This is a genomic window from Yersinia artesiana (genome assembly GCF_902726545.1).
Taxonomy (GTDB): Bacteria; Pseudomonadota; Gammaproteobacteria; order Enterobacterales; family Enterobacteriaceae; genus Yersinia; species Yersinia artesiana.
The window spans coordinates 40,699-59,259 of the sequence record NZ_CACVAD010000023.1; the positions used below are offsets into that span (position 1 = coordinate 40,699).

Here is an 18,561-nt window from a genome sequence, read left to right on the forward strand (position 1 = left end):
TCTATTGGGTATAAAAAACCATTTTAACGATGGTATTCTACTGCCCTGTCGCATTTAGCGAGCAAATACCGAGGTTATTCGGTGTCAGATCATGGATAAAACTGCGTGAGATTGTTTGCACAACTAGGCTGGTATTTCCGCCGTGAATGGCGTCGCTATGTAGGGGCGGTGTTGCTATTAATCGTTATCGCTATCCTGCAATTATTACCCCCTAAATTGGTTGGGGTCATTGTCGATGGCATCAGCACCAAACAGATGTCGACCAATATGTTATTGGTCTGGATTGGCGTGATGCTGGTAACGGCCATCGTGGTCTATCTGTTGCGTTATGTTTGGCGAGTGTTACTTTTCGGGGCCTCCTATCAATTGGCCGTGGAGCTACGAGCGAATTTTTATCGGCAACTTAGCCGCCAGGCTCCTGGGTTCTATTTACGTCACCGTACGGGCGATTTAATGGCTCGCGCCACGAATGATGTTGACCGCGTCGTTTTTGCCGCAGGTGAAGGCGTATTAACGCTGGTGGATTCGCTGGTAATGGGGTGTGCGGTGCTGATTGTCATGAGCACGCAAATCAGTTGGCAACTGACCTTGCTGTCATTGCTTCCCATGCCAGTCATGGCGGTGGTTATCAAATATTACGGCGATCAACTGCATCAGCGTTTTAAGTCAGCTCAGGGAGCATTTTCTGCTCTGAATAATCAGGCGCAGGAAAGCCTCACCAGCATCCGCATGATCAAAGCCTTTGGTCTGGAAAACAGTCAGTCGCAACAATTTGCGAAGGTTGCTGAAGAAGCGGGTGCCAAGAATATGTATGTCGCTCGTATTGACGCCCGTTTTGATCCCACCATTTATATTGCTATCGGTATCGCAAATTTATTAGCTATCGGTGGCGGTAGCTGGATGGTGGTCAATCACAGCATCACCTTAGGGCAGTTAACCAGCTTTGTGATGTATTTAGGGCTAATGATCTGGCCGATGCTGGCGCTGGCGTGGATGTTCAATATTGTTGAACGCGGCAGTGCTGCCTATAGTCGTATCCGTAGTTTGCTGGAAGAAGCGCCAGTCGTGAAAGATGGCGACATCGCATTATCAAACGATCGCGGCACGTTAGCGGTGAATATTCGTCATTTCTATTACCCAGAAGCTGAAAAACCAGCTTTACACGATGTATCACTGAAATTGGCACCGGGGCAGATGTTAGGTTTATGTGGGCCAACGGGTTCCGGTAAAAGCACCTTATTGGCATTAATTCAGCGGCAATTCGATGTTGATGACGGCATGATTTGTTATCAAGGGCATCCGCTGTCTGATATCCGCTTGCATGACTGGCGTGGGCGTTTATCAGTGGTCAGCCAGACACCTTTCTTATTCTCTGATACGGTCGCGGGCAACATTGCATTAGGTAAACCTGATGCCACTCAGGATCAAATCGAACGCGCTGCTCGTTTAGCCAGCGTACATGAAGATATTTTGCGTCTCCCGCAGGGGTATGACACTGAGGTGGGGGAGCGCGGTGTGATGCTGTCCGGTGGGCAAAAACAGCGGATTTCTATTGCTCGGGCATTGTTGTTGGATACTGAAATTCTGATCCTTGATGATGCACTTTCTGCAGTTGATGGTCAGACCGAACATGAAATCTTAAAAAACCTGCGCGAATGGGGCGAGCATCGTACCGTGATTATTAGCGCACACCGCCTTTCTGCTTTAACTGAAGCCAGCGAAATCCTGGTGTTGCAGCATGGTGGAGTGATGCAACGCGGTACGCATAATGTATTGGTGAATCAGTCTGGCTGGTATCGGGAAATGTATCGCTATCAACAATTAGAGGCAGCATTGGATGATGGTGAGCCGGAGGCCAAAACCGATGAGTAAAGTTCAGCAACTTTGGCCAACCTTCAAGCGCCTGCTTTCCTATGGTTCCCCCTATCGCAAACCATTAGGGCTGGCGGTGCTGATGCTGTGGGTTGCTGCGGCAGCCGAAGTCAGCGGCCCACTGTTGATCAGCTATTTCATTGACCACGTAGTGGCGAAAGGCACCTTACCGTTGGGATTAGTCAGTGGGCTGGCCTTGGCTTATTTGCTGCTGCAATTGCTGGCAGCCGCATTGCACTATTTTCAAGCATTGCTGTTTAATCGCGCGGCAGTCGGCGTGGTTCAACGGCTCAGGATTGAAGTGATGGATGCAGCTTTGCGCCAGCCTCTCAGTGCTTTTGATACTCAACCTGTCGGGCAATTGATTTCCCGTGTAACCAACGATACCGAAGTCATAAAAGATTTGTATGTGATGGTGGTGTCGACGGTATTGAAAAGTGCGGCATTAATTGGTGCGATGCTGGTGGCGATGTTCAGTCTGGATTGGCGTATGGCGCTGATTTCCATTTGTATTTTCCCTGCGGTGCTGGTGGTTATGGCGATTTACCAGCGCTACAGCACGCCAGTGGTGCGCCGGGTTCGGGCCTATTTGGCCGATATTAACGATGGTTTTAATGAAGTCATTAGCGGAATGGGTGTTATTCAACAGTTCCGCCAGCAGGCGCGTTTTGGTGAGCGTATGGAGTCTGCCAGCCGTGCCCATTATAAGGCGCGGATGCAAACATTGCGTCTGGAAGGCTTTCTGCTGCGCCCACTGCTGAGCCTGTTTTCGGCCATGGTGCTGTGTGGTTTATTGCTGCTTTTCGGTTTCAGCCCGGAAGGTTCAGTCGGGGTTGGGGTGCTATATGCATTTATCAACTACCTTGGCCGCCTCAATGAGCCATTGATTGAATTGACATCACAGCAGTCGATCTTGCAACAGGCGGTGGTTGCGGGCGAGCGCATTTTCGATTTGATGGATCGCGTCCAGCAAGGATATGGTAGCGATGATCGCCCGCTGACCAGCGGCCATATTCAAGTGAAAAATGTCAGCTTTGCTTATCGCCACGATAAAATGGTGCTGCAAAATATTTCCCTTGATGTGCCTTCACACGGCTTTGTCGCTTTAGTTGGGCATACCGGTAGCGGCAAGAGTACCCTGGCAAATCTGCTGATGGGTTATTACCCGGTGCAGCAAGGCGAGATTTTACTTGATGGTCGCCCTCTGGCCGAATTATCACATCAAACTTTGCGACAGGGCGTTGCTATGGTGCAGCAAGACCCAGTGGTATTGGCTGATTCGTTTTTTGCCAATGTGACATTAGGCCGTGATATTAGTGAGCAACAAGTGTGGGATGCGCTGGAAACTGTGCAACTGGCCTCGCTAGTCCGTGCACTGCCTGATGGGCTACACAGTTTGCTTGGGGAGCAGGGCAACACGCTATCCGTCGGGCAAAAACAGCTATTGGCGATGGCACGCGTGTTGGTACAAGCGCCACAAATTCTGATTTTGGATGAAGCGACCGCTAATATTGATTCGGGCACTGAACAGGCCATTCAGCGGGCATTACAGCTGATTCGCAAAAACACCACGCTGGTGGTGATAGCTCACCGGCTTTCAACCATTGTTGATGCCGATACTATTTTGGTGTTGCACCGTGGTGTGGCAGTAGAGCAGGGTAAGCATCAAGAGTTGCTGGCGGCGCATGGGCGTTATTATCAAATGTATCAGTTGCAATTAGTCAGTGAAGATTTGGCAGCTATTGATCAAGTCGAAACTGCGGTCAGTTAAATAATACGTTGTGGGGTCAAGCGGCCCCATCACTTTTCACTATTCTTCATTTCGCTGCTATTACTTTTCATTTCAGTCAATAACTCTGCCAGCGCCTATCAGGAAATGTAGCCGCACCATAATCAGGCAAAACCATAGCGCGAATATACCGCCGTGCACTTCTGTGACGCGTATCGCACTAATTTGGTGCGCAAAAATTGTTCAATCCTCTCTATTTCATCACCGCGCTCTTGTGCTGCGCATCTCAATCCCCATTAGTTCGCCATTTCGGTATTAAATTCTCGTCAATATTATTTATGGCATAGCCTTTGCTTTACTTGTTTTAAGAAAGGTAAGTGTTTCGTGGAAGATAAGTATTTCGTGGCCGACATAAATTCGACTTAATTCGAGAAGGGGCAAATATGAAGCTGGTTACCGTGGTTATCAAACCATTTAAGTTGGAGGATGTGCGCGAAGCCTTGTCCTCAGTAGGTATTCAGGGGTTGACCGTAACCGAAGTGAAAGGATTTGGTCGCCAGAAAGGGCATGCAGAACTCTATCGGGGAGCGGAATACAGCGTCAATTTCTTACCCAAAGTGAAAATTGATATCGCGATTGCGGATGATCAATTAGATGAAGTGATTGATGTTATCAGTAAGGCCGCTTATACCGGAAAAATTGGTGACGGCAAAATTTTCGTTGCTGAATTGCAACGTGTTATTCGCATCCGTACCGGCGAAACAGACGAAGCAGCACTGTAACTTGCAGGCTCAAATTTAGTGAATAGGGATGGGTTGATGATGAAAAAACTTTTATCCGTGTTGGGCCTGAGTTCGGTAGCAATGCTACCTTCTTTGGCAATGGCTGCTGCACCGGCGGTAGCTGACAAAGCAGATAATGCCTTTATGATGATTTGCACCGCGTTGGTGCTGTTTATGACCGTGCCCGGTATTGCCCTGTTCTACGGCGGCCTGCTGCGTTCCAAAAACGTATTGTCGATGATGACTCAGGTCATGGTGAGTTTTGCACTGATTTGTGTCTTGTGGGTTCTGTATGGTTACAGTCTGGCGTTCAGTACGGGCAATGCGTTCTTTGGTAACTTCGATATGGCGATGCTCAAAGGCATCGGCCTGACCAGCTTGAGCGGTACCTTCTACCAATATATCCATGTGGCGTTCCAGGCCTCTTTCGCCTGTATCACCGTGGCTCTGGTGGTGGGTTCATTTGCTGAGCGTATCCGTTTCTCTGCGGTACTTATTTTTGCTGTGCTGTGGTTCACCTTCTCGTACCTGCCAATGGCGCACATGGTATGGGGTGGCGGTTTCCTGGCAATGGACGGCGCACTGGACTTTGCGGGCGGCACTGTAGTGCATATTAACGCCGCGATCGCGGGGTTGGTAGGGGCTTACTTACTGGGTAAACGTGCCGGTTTTGGTAAAGAGGCATTTAAACCTCACAACTTACCGATGGTGTTCACCGGGACGGCAATTCTGTATATCGGCTGGTTTGGTTTCAATGCTGGTTCAGCCAGCGCCGCGAATGAAATCGCTGCATTGGCTTTCTTGAACACCGTTGTTGCAACCGCAGGTGCCATCCTTTCCTGGGTATTTGCTGAGTGGATTTTGCGTGGTAAGCCGTCTCTGTTAGGCGCATGTTCAGGTTGTATCGCCGGTTTGGTTGCGATTACACCTGCGGCAGGTACTGTTGGTGTCGGTGGTGCATTGATTATCGGCTTAGTGGGTGGGGTTGCCGGTCTGTGGGGTGTGGTTCTGCTGAAGAAATGGCTGCGGGTGGATGATACCTGTGACGTGTTCGGTGTCCACGGCGTGTGCGGGATTGTCGGTTGTATCCTGACCGGTGTCTTCACCTCTGCCTCATTGGGTGGTACAGGTTACGCGGCTGGCGTCACCATGGGGCATCAAGTAGGTGTACAGTTGTTCAGCGTGGGTGTGTGTTTGGTCTGGTCTGGCGTGGTTGCTTTCGTTGCCTACAAAATTGCTGACCTGGTGGTTGGTCTGCGGGTACCTGAAGAGCAAGAACGCGAAGGTCTGGATGTCAACAGCCATGGCGAAAATGCTTATAATCAGTAAGTTACGAATATCAGTAAGTTATTGCTGACAGTAGAATAAATAATAATGATGATAGCAACAGGGGCGATGGAAACATCGCCCCTTCTATTTTTTGCTATGAGCGATGTAAACGAATTACACCTTCCTGCACTGTAGAAGCCACCAAGACCCCATCCCGGTTATAGATTTGCCCGCGAACAAAGCCACGAGCACCTGAAGCTGAGGTACTTTCTACCGCATACAACAACCAGTCATCAAGACGGAATGGGCGATGGAACCACATGGAATGATCGATTGTGGCGATTTGCACCCCCGGTTCAAGGAACCCAATCCCATGCGGCTGTAAGGCCGTCGGCAAGAAATTAAAATCAGAGGCATAACCCAGTAAATATTGATGAACTCGCAAGTCATCCGGCATTGCGCCGTTAGCCTTAAACCAGACGTAGCGACTAGGTTCTGCTGTTGAACCTTGCAGTGGGTTGTGGAATCTCACCGGACGCATTTCAATCGGTTGATGGCCGATAAACTTATCCCGTACTTTTTCGGGGATTAAATGGGCAAATTTGCGGGCGATGTCCGTCTCAGACATTAATCCCTCCGGTGGCGGGACATCCGGCATGGTATTCTGGTGTTCAAAACCGTCTTCCTGACTCTGGAACGATGCCGTCATATAAAAGATAGGTTTACCATTTTGAATTGCACTGACCCGACGGGCGCTGAAACTGTTGCCATCGCGCAGTGTTTCTACGTCATAAATGATGGGTTTGCTGCTGTCCCCAGGACGTAAAAAATAGCTGTGAAATGAATGGACCACCCGATCAGTGGGGACGGTCTGTTTTGCCGCATAAATCGCCTGGCCGACAACTTGTCCCCCGAAGACCTGACGTAAACCCAGATCTTCACTTTGACCACGGAAAATCCCTTCTTCAATTTTTTCCAGAAAGAGTAAATCGAGCAGTTTTTCTAATGCCTGGCTCATGTTGTGGCCCCTGGTGGTTGAGTTCATACACAGTGTGCTGAATCATCAGGGCTATCGTCAATATATTGCTGTGAAACTGCTGTACGGCTGGAGATAGCCTTATAAGGAATAGTCTGATAAATGACTGAATCGGGAGAGAAACGGCAGGGACTAGCATATTGTGCTATAATTAGCTTGCTAGGTGGTTGAAGCCACTTATTAAACGCGAGTTTTTTTGGATAGAACTCGCATCTTAATAATAAGAAGGAGTGCGACCTATGAAACCTTGGCAATCAAAAAAATTCTGGCAGATAGCGGGTGGGGCAGCATTGGTAGTCAGTTTAGCTGGGTGTGCCCACAAAGGGGCTGATGTTCCCGTTCCGGCTTCAACAGGAACCACGACAGCCGCTGCACCTATTGCACAACCTGCCGTACAAGGGACAGTGAATATCCGTGAGCGCATTGCCTTGCCACCTGATGCTGTCGTTACGGTAACGCTGTCGGATGCCTCACTGGCTGATGCACCAACGCGGGTTATTGCTCAGAAAGCGATTCGCACCGAGGGTAAACAAGCACCCTTTACTTTTACCTTGCCGTTTAACCCAGCAGAGATTCAGCCAAATGCACGTATCATTGTGAGTGCAGCCATTACCCATAATGGTCAGCTAATGTTTATTACTGATACCATTCAGGAAGTGATTAATAATGGTACTGGTACTCAGGCTAACCTGCTGTTGGTTCCTGTGACCTCAGTTGCCATTGAAACCGCTCCTGTCGCGACCAGCACTGGTGCTGGGTCAATACAGTAACTTTCTGATTGGCTTTATGCGCTACAGGGCATTGCTCCCTGTGGCGCTGAAGCTAGCCGTACTGCCAACGATATTGCTGTAAATCAATCCGCCCGGCAGGGCTTATTTCAATACCTTCCGCCAGTAATGCATTTTTCTGCCTGAGATAATCTTCTCCAATTAACGATATTTCGCCATGGCGATTAATCACCCGATGCCAGGGTAAAGCAGAGCCTTCAGGTAAGCGCTTTAGAACACCACCCACCTGACGCGCGGCTCTGGGGGAGCCTATCAGCCGGGCGATATCACCATAGGTGGTGACTTGCCCATAGGGGATAGCAGCCACAACGTGAAATACCCGCTGACGAAAGCTGTCCATTTTACTGTGTGCAGCTGCATCATCTGGATTTTTTAGTTCTATTTTTGTTGATGTCACTGCGTCCTCTTTCTGATCTGTTTTCACTATGATGGGGCAGGGCGGGATAGTAAGAAATAGAGCAGGATAAATTGAATAAAGGCAATAAATAACATTATCAGTGCATTTTTTGCCAGAAGAAAATAGATTTAGGTTTAACCTTGAACACCTGGGCAAGAAAGCACCAGTTAGCGCGTGTTGTCTTGCTATTTCGCAGTTCATGGCCGATAATGCCCACCGCTCCAGAGTATAAGGAGCCGTTAACGTCAATGGAGGCCCTGTTGGTTCTCCCGCAACACTAACTTGTGAACTCGGTCAGGTCCGGAAGGAAGCAGCCGCAGCAGGCGAGGTGTGTGCCGGGATGTAGCTGGCAGGGCCTCCACCATTTCTGATAAATCAATATCTCACCTGATAGGCGTAGGTCACGGGTATTGTTTCCGCGAGCGCAGATTCATCTGATAACTGAATGATGACATAAGATTATTCTCATTTATTTACAGATGGAATTTTCTATTTGTATTTTAGTTTTAGCCAATAATTAATAATATCTCTAAATTATTAGCAATCAGGCAGGTTTTTAATAAATTAAATAGTACATAACCGTACATCACTTAAATACTCTGATAACGCATTGGGCTACATCTAAACACAGATATGCAATAACACGGGATTAAAGTTAACCTTCAATACCGTAACTCTATCAGGACGTTTATCTAACATTAAACACTTACAACCCGCTTGCTGCATTGAAGCCGATAACGATTATCGGCTCAACGTTGTGTGTCTTAACCAGCGTTAAGCAGACTATTTCACATGTTGCCATACAGTAGGTGGAATTTTATCATAAAGTTTATTCATTGTGAGCTCTGCTAAGCGGTGGTCTGCTGCTGAGTAAAACAATTCCAGCTCATCGTCGGAAAGTTCGTACTTATTTTTTTCAATTACACGTTCCAATGTATCAATAGTCGTACATTTTCTTAAACGCATTAGGTAGTCAGTTTTTGTCATGGTGTTTTTTCTTCTCAATATAGAAATAATATAGGTCAACTATCTCTTAAGTTTTCATCAGGGTACAGATGTATTCCCCTGAGAAAAGTCTGAATAAACGCTCTTTGGTTTTTTGCCAACGTTGCAATTCCGGATCATTGATTCCATAACTACTAAACAGAGTATATGTATCGTCTAAATATTCTTCCACTAACTCCGAAAGGTCGCTGCCATCCGGGTATTTTATTTTAAAACTCATCACAAATGAAGCTATATGCTCGATCAAATCATTGAGTTGCAGGTTTACGGCAGAAGTCGGATCATTTACCCAGCCATGATGGCTATCACCGAGGGTTGCAATGCCTTCATCATACAAACTCTCGCACAGGAACTTCAATTGGGCAACGTCATGCCGCTTAGGTGAGTACTCATCCATATCATCCCCTCCGTAAACACTTAATTCGGTGTTGATAACACAATGTGAGTAGATCGGTAATCATATAAATGCAGGGGCTTATCAGAAACTAAATAAACTGGTCTTGCTATTAATATAAATCATTTCTCCGCTCACCGCGCAACTTTATTACTTAATCTTACAATTCGTCAGCGGTTGAAGGTCTGTCATTGTTAATTATATCAAAGATGATTTTTTGGGTATGTACAATAAATGTTACAGTATTTGTTAGCAAATCTTCAGTATTGATATCCAAACAAGGGTTGAAGATATACCACTTATAACAGTAACTCATTGAATAACGGTTATCTTTCAAAACGGAAATATCAAGGATTTCTAATGAGCCTTCAGTATACTGCGCATTTTCAGAATAATACATTAACCCGGAAACTAAACTTCCTTCAATTTCACGAATATTATTTCTGATAACATCCGTTAGTAATGAAATTGCGCAACCCCCTGAGGAGAAGTCCCCAGCTATTTCATTGTTCATTAATTGTTCGCTTATGGTGACAAGATTAATTCATTAGCGCATTGCCATTGTCGCAAAAAATGCGAAAACAACTGTTTTTGAGTCACTACTCAATGATTTGAATCAAAAAAATCAAATCATATGAGATTTATCAACTAACCTGACTAGTTAACACTCAGCAGTGTTATTAAAACTGCTATCTTCAATAACGCCGTATGGCAATAAAATAACAATCTCTAAATAGTCATTCTCATATTTAAGACTATTACTTACGATTAATTCAATCTTCTTCTATTAATTTAGGATGCTATGCGCATTTGATCAAGAGGAGAGGTCACCGTATGACTTGTTTTTTATTACATCATTTACCGTTTTGCGAGCACCAGCGAATAATTCGGCTGTCAGATTAGCAAAATTTGGCGGGTACTCACCAGCCACCCCTCAGTAAGGATAGTTTAATTTACTGTAACTAACTATGAGAGTGTTGCGTGTTTTATCAACAGCGGCAGGTTTGCTTCCCCTCATTGTCCGTATCCAGTTGGTATCCCGTCATGGCTTGTTACTTTTGAAATCGATAAGGCAGTGATGTGAGCTTGAACTCAATAAATTATTGTGATGTTATATTGTATCAATAAATAACCTGTTCTTCTCTAACATGATGAAATTCATAGCTCGTCTTACCCCGCTTCCACACTGGACATTGTTCTCATTATCTGCTTTGCAGCGCATTGTTGGTGTTGCCTTACTTTGTGTATTGCTGTGGTGCGCTATTTATTGGGCGAATGTATTGCCATGATAAATCTGAAGAATGCTGAGATTGGATATGGTGGCCATGCCCTGACACCGCCCATTGATGGCCACTTTGTCGCCGGTTCGCTTACCGCCATTATCGGGGCAAATGGTGCGGGTAAATCCACGTTGCTTAAAACCTTGGCAGGATTACAACCGGCCGTCGCGGGGCAGATTACCTTTACCGGCGGGAGAGTTCCGCAAATGGCCTACTTACCGCAACAAGCCGAATTAGACTGGCAGTTTCCTATTGTTATTCAAGATGTTGTTGCCATGGGGTGCTGGCCCCAAAGTGGGTTACTCGGCGGGATTAATCATCAATCCAGACAACGAATTAGCCAGGCATTGAGTGTGGTCGGAATGCAGGATATGGCTCGTCAGCCTGTAGGTGAGCTTTCCGGCGGGCAGTTGCAGCGGGTGTTATTTGCGCGCCTTTTAGTGCAACAAGCACAACTTATTTTATTGGATGAGCCTTTTACCGGGATCGATAGCCAAACTGTCGGATTGCTACTTGAGGTTATTCATCAGCTACATACTGAAGGGCGAACCATCATTGCTGTCTTGCATGACATGTCGATGGTGGAAGCACATTTTCCTCATGCCTTATGGCTAACACCTCAGGGCCATTGCTGGCAGTCCGCTGAGCAGGTTTTAGTACAGTGGCATCACTCGCACGGCTCATCTTGCTCCTTTTTTCCTCAGCCCGGCACATTAAGGGCAATCAATTTATGACGTTGTTTCATTTACTCGCCGATCCTTTTCTGGATTTTGGCTTTATGCGGCGAGCATTGGTGGCCTGTTTAGCTTTGTCGCTCAGTTCAGCACCTCTAGGGGTTTTTTTATTATTAAGACGAATGAGTTTAGTCGGTGATGCCCTGTCACACGCGGTATTGCCGGGGGCGGCTATTGGATACCTGATTTCAGGTATGTCGTTGGTTGCGATGGGAATAGGGGGTTTTATTGCCGGGCTTGCGGTTGCCATGATGTCGGGCTGGGTGAGCCGCCGAACACTGTTAAAAGAAGATGCCAGCTTTGCCGGTTTTTATCTTGGTTCTTTGGCTTTAGGTGTCACCCTCGTCTCTTTGCGTGGCTCCAGTATGGATCTGCTACATGTGTTGTTCGGTTCTATTTTGGCGGTTGATACCAACGCCATGACCATGGTGGGTGTTATCACCACATTCTCTATGCTGACATTAGCTGCTATTTATCGTGCATTGGTGGTGGAGTCATTTGACCCGATTTTCCTGCGAGTGAGTATGGGCCGCTGGTTGATGGTGGTTCATGCGCTATTTCTGTCGTTGGTCGTGCTTAATTTGGTGGCTGGATTTCAGATTCTGGGGACGTTGATGTCAGTCGGATTAATGATGCTACCGGCAGCCAGTGCACGTTTTTGGGCCAAAAATTTGCCGCAAACACTGGGGATAGCCATGACGATTGGCATGATTGCCAGCATCGTCGGGTTACTGTGGTCTTATTACGCTTCATTACCTGCCGGGCCAGCGATAGTCCTGAGCGCCAGTTTGATTTTCTTTTTATCTATTTTATTTGGAACGCGCGGTGGTGTGCTAACCATCGCGCGCCGTTGAGAACTATTTATTATTGAGAACCCCGTGTCATTAAAGGAGAGTTAAATGAAGTATTTACCTATTAGTTTGGCGGTAGCTGCCCTACTGTCAAGCCCATTGGCGATGGCTAAAACGGTTGAAGCCGTTGCCAGTTTTTCTATTTTAGGTGATATCGTCCAGCAGGTTGGCGGCGAGCACGTCAATGTGGTTACCTTGGTCGGGCCAAATGGTGATCCACATGGTTTTGAACCCACGCCGAAAAATAGCAAACAATTGTCCAAAGCTGATGTGGTGTTTGTCAGTGGATTAGGGTTGGAGGGGTGGTTAGAAAGGCTGATCACCGCCTCGGGCTATAAAGGGCAGGTTGTGATTGCATCAACCGGGGTTGATACCCGCAAGATGGATGAGGAAGGCAAAATGGTGACGGATCCCCATGCATGGAACAGCATGGCGAATGGTATCAAATATGCTAACAACGTAATGAATGCATTGATTGCCGCCGATCCAGAAGATGCAGACTATTTCCGCAAGCGCGGAGGAGAATACATTCAGCAACTGGAAAAACTGGATGCTTATGCCAAAGCGCAGTTTGCTGCAATCCCTGCCGGGCAGCGGAAAGTGCTGACCAGCCATGACGCATTTGGCTATTTTAGCCAGGAGTATGGGGTTAACTTCTTGTCACCAATCGGGTTTTCCACCGAGTCTGAAGCCAGTGCCAGTGGGGTTGCTGCGCTGATTAACCAAATCAAAAAAGAGAAAATAAAAACCTATTTTATTGAAAACCAAACTGATCCACGGTTGGTAAAACAAATTGCCGAAGCCAGTGGTGCGCAAGCCGGCGGAGAGCTTTATCCAGAGGCGCTATCTGCTGCTGGCGGCCCGGCAACAACCTATGCGCAAGCGTTTAAACACAATGTGGATACCCTTGTCGGTGCCATGAAGTAATAATAGGATGAAATTCGCTCAGCCTCGAAGGGAACCAAGGGGCTGAGTTCTCAACCCTTTGATGGCAAATAGAAAAGCCCCGTTGGGCAGCAACGGGGCTTTTTAACGGCAGGGAATACACTCAACATCAACGCTTCTTATGGGTTCCTCCCTGAACTGCTTTAAAACGTGGATTACTTTTGCAAATAACATACACCCGACCACGGCGACGGACGATTTTGCAATCGGGATGGCGGTTTTTTGCCGAACGTAATGAACTCAATACTTGCATAATTAACTCTCGGAATTAGCTGGCTTTTTTGGTTAAGAAACTGCCGTAACGCTGATGGAAACGCGCGGTGCTGCCTTCTTTTGAAAACTCTTTTTGTTTACCGGTGTAATACGGATGCGACGCTGAAGAGATATCCAATGTGACGTAAGGATAGGTCTGGCCATCGCGCTCAATGGTGCGTGCTGTGGCGATAGTTGAACCGACAGTGAAATAAGTGTCTGCACTGGTATCGTGAAAAACCACAGTTCGGTAGTTAGGATGGATGCCAGGTTTCATATGAACTCCATTTGTTATGTTATAATATAACAATAATTATGCTCCTTTCATTTGTCAGTTTCAAGTCCGAGTTTCAAATCTGAATAAATAAAAAAGTCCGCAAAGCGAAATTTGCGGACTTTTCATTTAGATACCGTCATGACGTGCGATTACGCGACCACGTGTAGTCCCAGAACAGCAAAGATATTCGCCAGGATACCGACGATAATGGCCGCAATCGGCCCTGCCGCCAGTTTCATAACCGGACGACCACAGATTTCGTTGAGGATATACAAGCTGACGACCACAAAAATACCGGTACCGGGCCAGATCTGATTTGCCGCATTAACCCCACCCACTAAAAGTGCAATTTCAAGAATTTGCGTCATGGCGGTGCGAATGTTGTCACCGGACATTTTCAATGATGGGAAGCGGTTCATCGCCTTACCAATTCGACTCAAACTGGTGATCTCGACCCCCATGGCGCCAGCGCCCAGTATGCCTGCCACCACTGGGTTAGGTGCCAGATAACCTAAGCCGAGGAACCAGTCACACCAGCCATTAGTACCATACACGCCGCTTATCATTGCAGTTGTGATAATCAGTGGCATGAAAGCAAGCGCTTGAACAATTGCCACTATGGCCGCAGAGGTAATTTGCCCTTTTCCAAGTAATGCTGCTGCAATTGGTTCGCCCGCAATCCAGTGGTAGTGGGCAGTGATGGTAATCAACGCGGCCATTGGTAACAGATAAATCGCGTTTTTCCGAATGCGTTTAATATTGTCATCAAACAGGCTATGTTCTATTTCTTCGCCGTGGCGTTTATCGCGGGAAGCAAAAAACAGCAAGCAAATCATACCAAACAGCATCGCAATGCCTTCCGGACTGAGTGCCACTTCATTACCGGCAATGGTTACTGGGTTAATTCGCTCAATCACCACACGGGCGAGGAAGGCGATAATAATGGTGATCAATCCGGCTTTCTTACCGAATTGATAACCGACAGCAATGGCAGGGAAGGCCACAAAGGCATAAATTATCGGATCACCCACCGAGGCGAGGGCATCAAGGAAGTTGACTGGCAGATAACTGAAGCCCTTAATCAATCCATCCAGTGCAATAGTGATTAGCGCGCCATAAACCGCGCCAATTAATACGGCTAACTTAGTATTATTTAGCGATACCCCAATAATATCCGCTGTGAGCAAAACAATATGAATAACGATAATGCCAGTTGCCAATGTAATCGGCATGGCGAAGCCCGTAATAAACCCAATGCTGATAGCAAAAGAGATACCCGCCAGCTCTTTCCGGCTCATATTGCCGTTCATAAACTCCGGCATGATAGGCCGCAATCCATCGTGATACACCGCGATAGATTTATTGGCAAGAAAGGTGGCATACCCTCCCATTAGCGAGAAAAGAATAATCTTGACTAAATTAAACGATTCCATATCACGACCCCATCGGGGCCATTTGGCCCCTGGCTAATTTGTTTATTATTGTTGTCAGTTGCGTCAGTCTTTTTAGAACAAAATGAATGACTGTAATAGATTTGCAGTATTACTTTTCAGCCAATAAAACGGCACATAAGGCTTTAACAGAATTTTCAACACGGTCATTGGTAAAGCCAAATGCCTTTTTCCCCTGATCTATCAATTGGCTGATATTGGCCTCCGAGGGTTGGGTCAGAGCATTGGCTATTGTGGCGCACTTATCGCGCCCAATCAGGGCATAAGCCATCGCCAAAGCACCACCGGCACCACTTTGGCAAGCCCCTACGTAATAGTCGAAGCTACCATTTTTGACTTTCATGGCGGCATCCATATCGGTAAATATGTCAGCGGTGATTTTCCCCGCCCCATATTTAATTAAACAATCTTGTATTTCGTTTTTATTCAGTTGCCCACCAATAGCAATTTTAAACATCATGACTTCCCCTTAAGAACTCTGAATATATTTTAAATAATCTGAATATATTCCATTATTAACTGGCGTCAGTAAGTTGCCGCCAGAAAGAGTGACCGTTTTGTGGCGCAATTGCCGCGAAAAACTCACAGGCTGTCGCGCCAACATCTGACATGGTTTTCCGGATGCCCAGATGGATGGCTTTTTGCTGTGAATGTTTAATTCCCGGATGATAGACCAGCAATGGAACTTGCTCGCGTGTGTGTTTGCTGTGGCCGATGGTCGGGTCGTTGCCATGATCGGCCATCACCACCAAACAATCACCGGGTGCCATGGCTGCGGTGATTTTCCCTAACATGTTATCGACTAATTGCAGGCGTTCTGCATAGCGTGCAACATCTTGCCCGTGGCCCGCCAAGTCAGTCTCCTGAATATTGGTACAGATGAATGCACTACCCGCGCGTTGTACTTCTTCCAGTGTGATATCTAAAATAACTTGGGAATCAACCAATTGCTGGTAACTTCTCCCCGCCGGGTTGGCTACAATATCCGCGACTTTACCGACCAGTACGGTAGGGATATTCACTTTATCAAGCTGATGAGGCACTTGAACATCGGCATCGACACCATAACCGAGATGAATAACCTGAAAGCCGGTATCATAAACACCCGATTTTGGACTGTTAATGCCAATATAATGTTGTTGCTTAGCTTCAGCTGCACTGATGATTGCCTGGCTATTTATCAGTTGCCCCCCGTAGGCGATAACGCGGTTTACTTCCACACAACCGCGAACTATCCGACCTATCTTTTCGACCTGCTCAAAATCAATGGCGTTTAAATTAGCACAAATATTAAATACTTGACCTAAATCTGCTTCAAGATTATCGCCAATTGCGACGCAGTTATTGACCCATAGAAATTGCAAATCGCTGTTATCATCAGGCGCACTGTGCTCTTCAACCTGATAACCCTGCTGGCGTAATGCATCAGCGACCTGTGACTTTACGGTGGAGAACGGCATGCTTAAGGGCGCGCGGGGCAGGGTGCCCATGATTTCCTGATGGCCCATAAAGGTATCGCCACCTTCATGTTGCAATAGCGCTACACCAAAACTGGCATTGGGATTATCTTGCATCACCGTGTCATGAAAGTCCGGTGAGCCAATATGCAGGGCATTAAGTAACCCCATTTTCTCCAAATTTGGCAAACGCAATTCCGGATAAGTTTGTAAAATATGGGCACAAGTATTCGCCCCCAGATCCTGTGGACGCACGTCAGAGACATCAGGCATCGCACCCACACCAAAGCTGTCGATGACCAGTACAATAAACTTACTCATAATCCCTCCTGTCCGGTGGACGTTGGAATGGTATTGCCCTGACTATCAAAAATTCCGAGCAATGTGGGTTGACCAGATTGGATGCCCGCAACCAGCACCACATCACTGCGGGTGACGAAAATTTGTGTACGAAAACACATCACTACCGGGCTGCCGACGGAGAAAGACTCGGTAAGGCCCAAGGTATAGTCGATGCTGTCATTAGCGGGGCTCAGTACCTTGGCGGCATGCCATTGCTGGTCATACACCAGCGCATTGCTTAAATGACCGCGCCGATAGTATCCGCCACCATAGCAATAACTTCTGCCTTGATGGCAATGTGAAACTTCAGTCAGATATAGCATGGCGACATGCTCGGGCTGATTACCTTGTTGATTAGAGGGCATGGTTCCGGTTAAAGAGTGACCCGGTTCTGCGTGTGTCACTCCCCATTTCGCCAGTTGCGGAAGGCTTTCAACCCCGGTTGCGGAAGGGCCATTGACCTGCTCCACATGAATGCCTTGTTGCTCAAGGATACTTTTTGCTTCAATCAATGTGTTGAGATTTGGGCTGGGCAATGTCTTGCCTTCTTCATTATCAAAAAGCATGCATGGGAAATGCGTGACGCCCACCAAACAGATGCCAGGTATTGTTTTTATTTCTCGGATTACAGCGGGTAATTCATCCAGAGAGAAGCCCGCTTCCTGACCGGGGTAAACCAGGTCACCCTGATGGCAAACCTTTAATAACAGTGCTTGTTCTCTATTTTGACGCACGGCGGCAACGGCAATTTCTCGTGCTTTGTCGACACTGTAAACTGTAATAACTTCGGGTTGGCGGGATACCACTTCATCCACCATTGCGCAGGGGATTTGGACTAAATGGCCGATGTGGGCGACTGGCAAGTTATGTTGATAGAGTTGACGTGCTTCTTTGAAATCTACCGCAACGATACCTTGGTAGCCACATTCCAACAGAAGCTTGCACAATAGCGGATTGCGGCCAAACTGCTTGCTCATCAGATAAAGGGTAATGCCATAACGTGTTGCTGTTTCCAGTAGCAAACGCGCATTCTGTTTAACCTGATCAACGTCAATAACATAGCTGTCGGGCTTAATCATGCCTTGTTGCCAGAGCAGAAGTGCTGCTTCTATCAGTGTTGGATTTTGTTTTTGTAATGCTTTCAATAGCATGTTAGATCCTAAGTTACGTTATTTTATTTTCATTTTTTTGAATATTTAATAGGCGCTAAAGTATTTAGCACTCCGTCTGCTGGGCAAGGTGCAGGCCATATAAATTTGCTAATAAATATCCCACTTCATGATCGGGTACTTCAAAGGTAAACAGTGACAGTAGGTCGTTATTAATTTCCCTGATATTGGCAAAAATGTCTGTGGCTTCGATCTCTTTTAATATTTCATCGTCGATAGACGGAATAACTTCTCCCTGACTCGCTCGCATTAGCGCATTTGCCATGTGAGTAATCAGCATTTCTCCTTGAGGATGGCGGATAGATAATTGCCAGTGTTGTTCTAAACGAGTAAGAACACTCAGCATCCCCTGATAAACCGCAGAGTCAATAACCTGCGCGTCATATAAAATTTTTAATCTCGTTTCCATTTCTTTTTATCTTCATTTTTATGAATATTTCTATAGTAGTAATTAATTGCCTTGCTGCAAATGCCTAATTTGCTATTTGGTATATTGATCACAATATAATCATTCTGGCAGAATGGGTTGCT

20 protein-coding genes and 1 other RNA gene are annotated in these 18,561 nt (G+C 46.6%); 9 read left to right on the forward strand and 12 right to left on the reverse strand.

Going from position 1 to position 18,561, the window contains the following annotated elements:
- The first annotated feature begins 105 nt into the window (after positions 1–105).
- The 4 genes from HU019_RS09880 (at position 106) to amtB (ending at position 5,712) form a co-directional block, all read left to right on the forward strand.
- On the forward strand, positions 106–1,872 hold the full coding sequence (locus HU019_RS09880) for a SmdA family multidrug ABC transporter permease/ATP-binding protein (RefSeq protein WP_174849268.1): 1,767 nt from the start codon (positions 106–108) through the stop codon (positions 1,870–1,872).
- Positions 1,865–3,643, forward strand: coding sequence for a SmdB family multidrug efflux ABC transporter permease/ATP-binding protein (locus HU019_RS09885; protein ID WP_174849267.1), 1,779 nt, complete (start codon positions 1,865–1,867; stop codon positions 3,641–3,643). Before HU019_RS09880 ends, HU019_RS09885 begins: the two co-directional genes overlap by 8 nt.
- Before the next feature lie 401 nt (positions 3,644–4,044).
- Positions 4,045–4,383 (forward strand): P-II family nitrogen regulator, encoded by a 339-nt coding sequence (glnK, locus tag HU019_RS09890; protein ID WP_002208627.1) that lies wholly within the window; start codon positions 4,045–4,047, stop codon positions 4,381–4,383.
- Between the two features lie 39 nt (positions 4,384–4,422).
- Entirely contained in the window at positions 4,423–5,712 is a 1,290-nt protein-coding gene (gene amtB / locus HU019_RS09895; RefSeq protein ID WP_174849292.1) for an ammonium transporter AmtB, read from the forward strand.
- Between the two features lie 94 nt (positions 5,713–5,806).
- Here amtB and tesB read toward each other — a convergent pair whose 3' ends face one another.
- The gene (gene tesB, locus HU019_RS09900; protein ID WP_174849266.1) at positions 5,807–6,670 is read right to left on the reverse strand and encodes an acyl-CoA thioesterase II; all 864 of its coding nucleotides are present in this window, start codon (positions 6,668–6,670) and stop codon (positions 5,807–5,809) included.
- A gap of 257 nt (positions 6,671–6,927) precedes the next feature.
- On the opposite strand from tesB, the gene HU019_RS09905 reads away from it, so the two are divergent.
- Positions 6,928–7,458, forward strand: a complete 531-nt coding sequence (locus tag HU019_RS09905) for a YbaY family lipoprotein (RefSeq protein WP_174849265.1) — start codon at positions 6,928–6,930, stop codon at positions 7,456–7,458.
- Between the two features lie 52 nt (positions 7,459–7,510).
- Here the strand turns inward: HU019_RS09905 and HU019_RS09910 are convergent, their stop codons facing one another.
- The gene (locus tag HU019_RS09910; RefSeq protein WP_174849291.1) at positions 7,511–7,816 is read right to left on the reverse strand and encodes an MGMT family protein; all 306 of its coding nucleotides are present in this window, start codon (positions 7,814–7,816) and stop codon (positions 7,511–7,513) included.
- Positions 7,817–8,131: 315 nt separating this feature from the next.
- Between HU019_RS09910 and ffs the strand changes: the two genes are divergently transcribed.
- Positions 8,132–8,228, forward strand: an RNA gene (gene ffs / locus HU019_RS09915) — signal recognition particle sRNA small type.
- A gap of 428 nt (positions 8,229–8,656) precedes the next feature.
- On the opposite strand, the gene ymoA is transcribed toward ffs, so the two are convergent.
- The 3 genes from ymoA to HU019_RS09930 form a co-directional block, all read right to left on the reverse strand.
- Complete coding sequence (ymoA, locus tag HU019_RS09920; RefSeq protein WP_002208622.1) at positions 8,657–8,860, reverse strand: expression modulating protein YmoA; 204 nt, start codon at positions 8,858–8,860, stop codon at positions 8,657–8,659.
- Positions 8,861–8,906: 46 nt separating this feature from the next.
- On the reverse strand, positions 8,907–9,275 hold the full coding sequence (gene tomB, locus HU019_RS09925; protein WP_050077354.1) for an Hha toxicity modulator TomB: 369 nt from the start codon (positions 9,273–9,275) through the stop codon (positions 8,907–8,909).
- Between the two features lie 157 nt (positions 9,276–9,432).
- On the reverse strand, positions 9,433–9,786 hold the full coding sequence (locus HU019_RS09930) for a hypothetical protein (protein ID WP_174849264.1): 354 nt from the start codon (positions 9,784–9,786) through the stop codon (positions 9,433–9,435).
- Between the two features lie 771 nt (positions 9,787–10,557).
- Here HU019_RS09930 and HU019_RS09935 point away from each other — a divergent pair.
- From HU019_RS09935 to HU019_RS09945, 3 genes are read left to right on the forward strand one after another with little or no spacing between them, the layout of a single operon-like run.
- Positions 10,558–11,286, forward strand: coding sequence for a metal ABC transporter ATP-binding protein (locus HU019_RS09935; RefSeq protein ID WP_174849263.1), 729 nt, complete (start codon positions 10,558–10,560; stop codon positions 11,284–11,286).
- Entirely contained in the window at positions 11,283–12,140 is an 858-nt protein-coding gene (locus tag HU019_RS09940; RefSeq protein WP_174849262.1) for a metal ABC transporter permease, read from the forward strand. Before HU019_RS09935 ends, HU019_RS09940 begins: the two co-directional genes overlap by 4 nt.
- A 45-nt stretch (positions 12,141–12,185) precedes the next feature.
- Positions 12,186–13,064, forward strand: a complete 879-nt coding sequence (locus HU019_RS09945; RefSeq protein WP_174849261.1) for a metal ABC transporter substrate-binding protein — start codon at positions 12,186–12,188, stop codon at positions 13,062–13,064.
- Between the two features lie 127 nt (positions 13,065–13,191).
- Here HU019_RS09945 and ykgO read toward each other — a convergent pair whose 3' ends face one another.
- The 7 genes from ykgO to HU019_RS09980 all read right to left on the reverse strand — a co-directional run bounded on the left by ykgO (position 13,192) and on the right by HU019_RS09980 (position 18,439).
- The gene (gene ykgO, locus HU019_RS09950; RefSeq protein WP_002208618.1) at positions 13,192–13,335 is read right to left on the reverse strand and encodes a type B 50S ribosomal protein L36; all 144 of its coding nucleotides are present in this window, start codon (positions 13,333–13,335) and stop codon (positions 13,192–13,194) included.
- A gap of 15 nt (positions 13,336–13,350) precedes the next feature.
- Positions 13,351–13,611 (reverse strand): type B 50S ribosomal protein L31, encoded by a 261-nt coding sequence (locus HU019_RS09955; protein WP_019081286.1) that lies wholly within the window; start codon positions 13,609–13,611, stop codon positions 13,351–13,353.
- 149 nt (positions 13,612–13,760) lie between these two features.
- Positions 13,761–15,044, reverse strand: a complete 1,284-nt coding sequence (locus HU019_RS09960; RefSeq protein WP_174849260.1) for a YhfT family protein — start codon at positions 15,042–15,044, stop codon at positions 13,761–13,763.
- 109 nt (positions 15,045–15,153) lie between these two features.
- Positions 15,154–15,519, reverse strand: coding sequence for a DUF2620 domain-containing protein (locus tag HU019_RS09965; RefSeq protein ID WP_174849290.1), 366 nt, complete (start codon positions 15,517–15,519; stop codon positions 15,154–15,156).
- 58 nt (positions 15,520–15,577) lie between these two features.
- Positions 15,578–16,840: a phosphopentomutase gene (locus HU019_RS09970; protein ID WP_174849259.1), complete on the reverse strand. Its 1,263-nt coding sequence runs from the start codon at positions 16,838–16,840 to the stop codon at positions 15,578–15,580.
- On the reverse strand, positions 16,837–18,012 hold the full coding sequence (locus HU019_RS09975; RefSeq protein WP_174849258.1) for a YhfX family PLP-dependent enzyme: 1,176 nt from the start codon (positions 18,010–18,012) through the stop codon (positions 16,837–16,839). The genes HU019_RS09970 and HU019_RS09975 overlap by 4 nt, the downstream gene beginning before the upstream one ends.
- Before the next feature lie 64 nt (positions 18,013–18,076).
- Positions 18,077–18,439: a PRD domain-containing protein gene (locus HU019_RS09980; RefSeq protein WP_174849257.1), complete on the reverse strand. Its 363-nt coding sequence runs from the start codon at positions 18,437–18,439 to the stop codon at positions 18,077–18,079.
- Positions 18,440–18,561 lie beyond the last annotated feature (122 nt).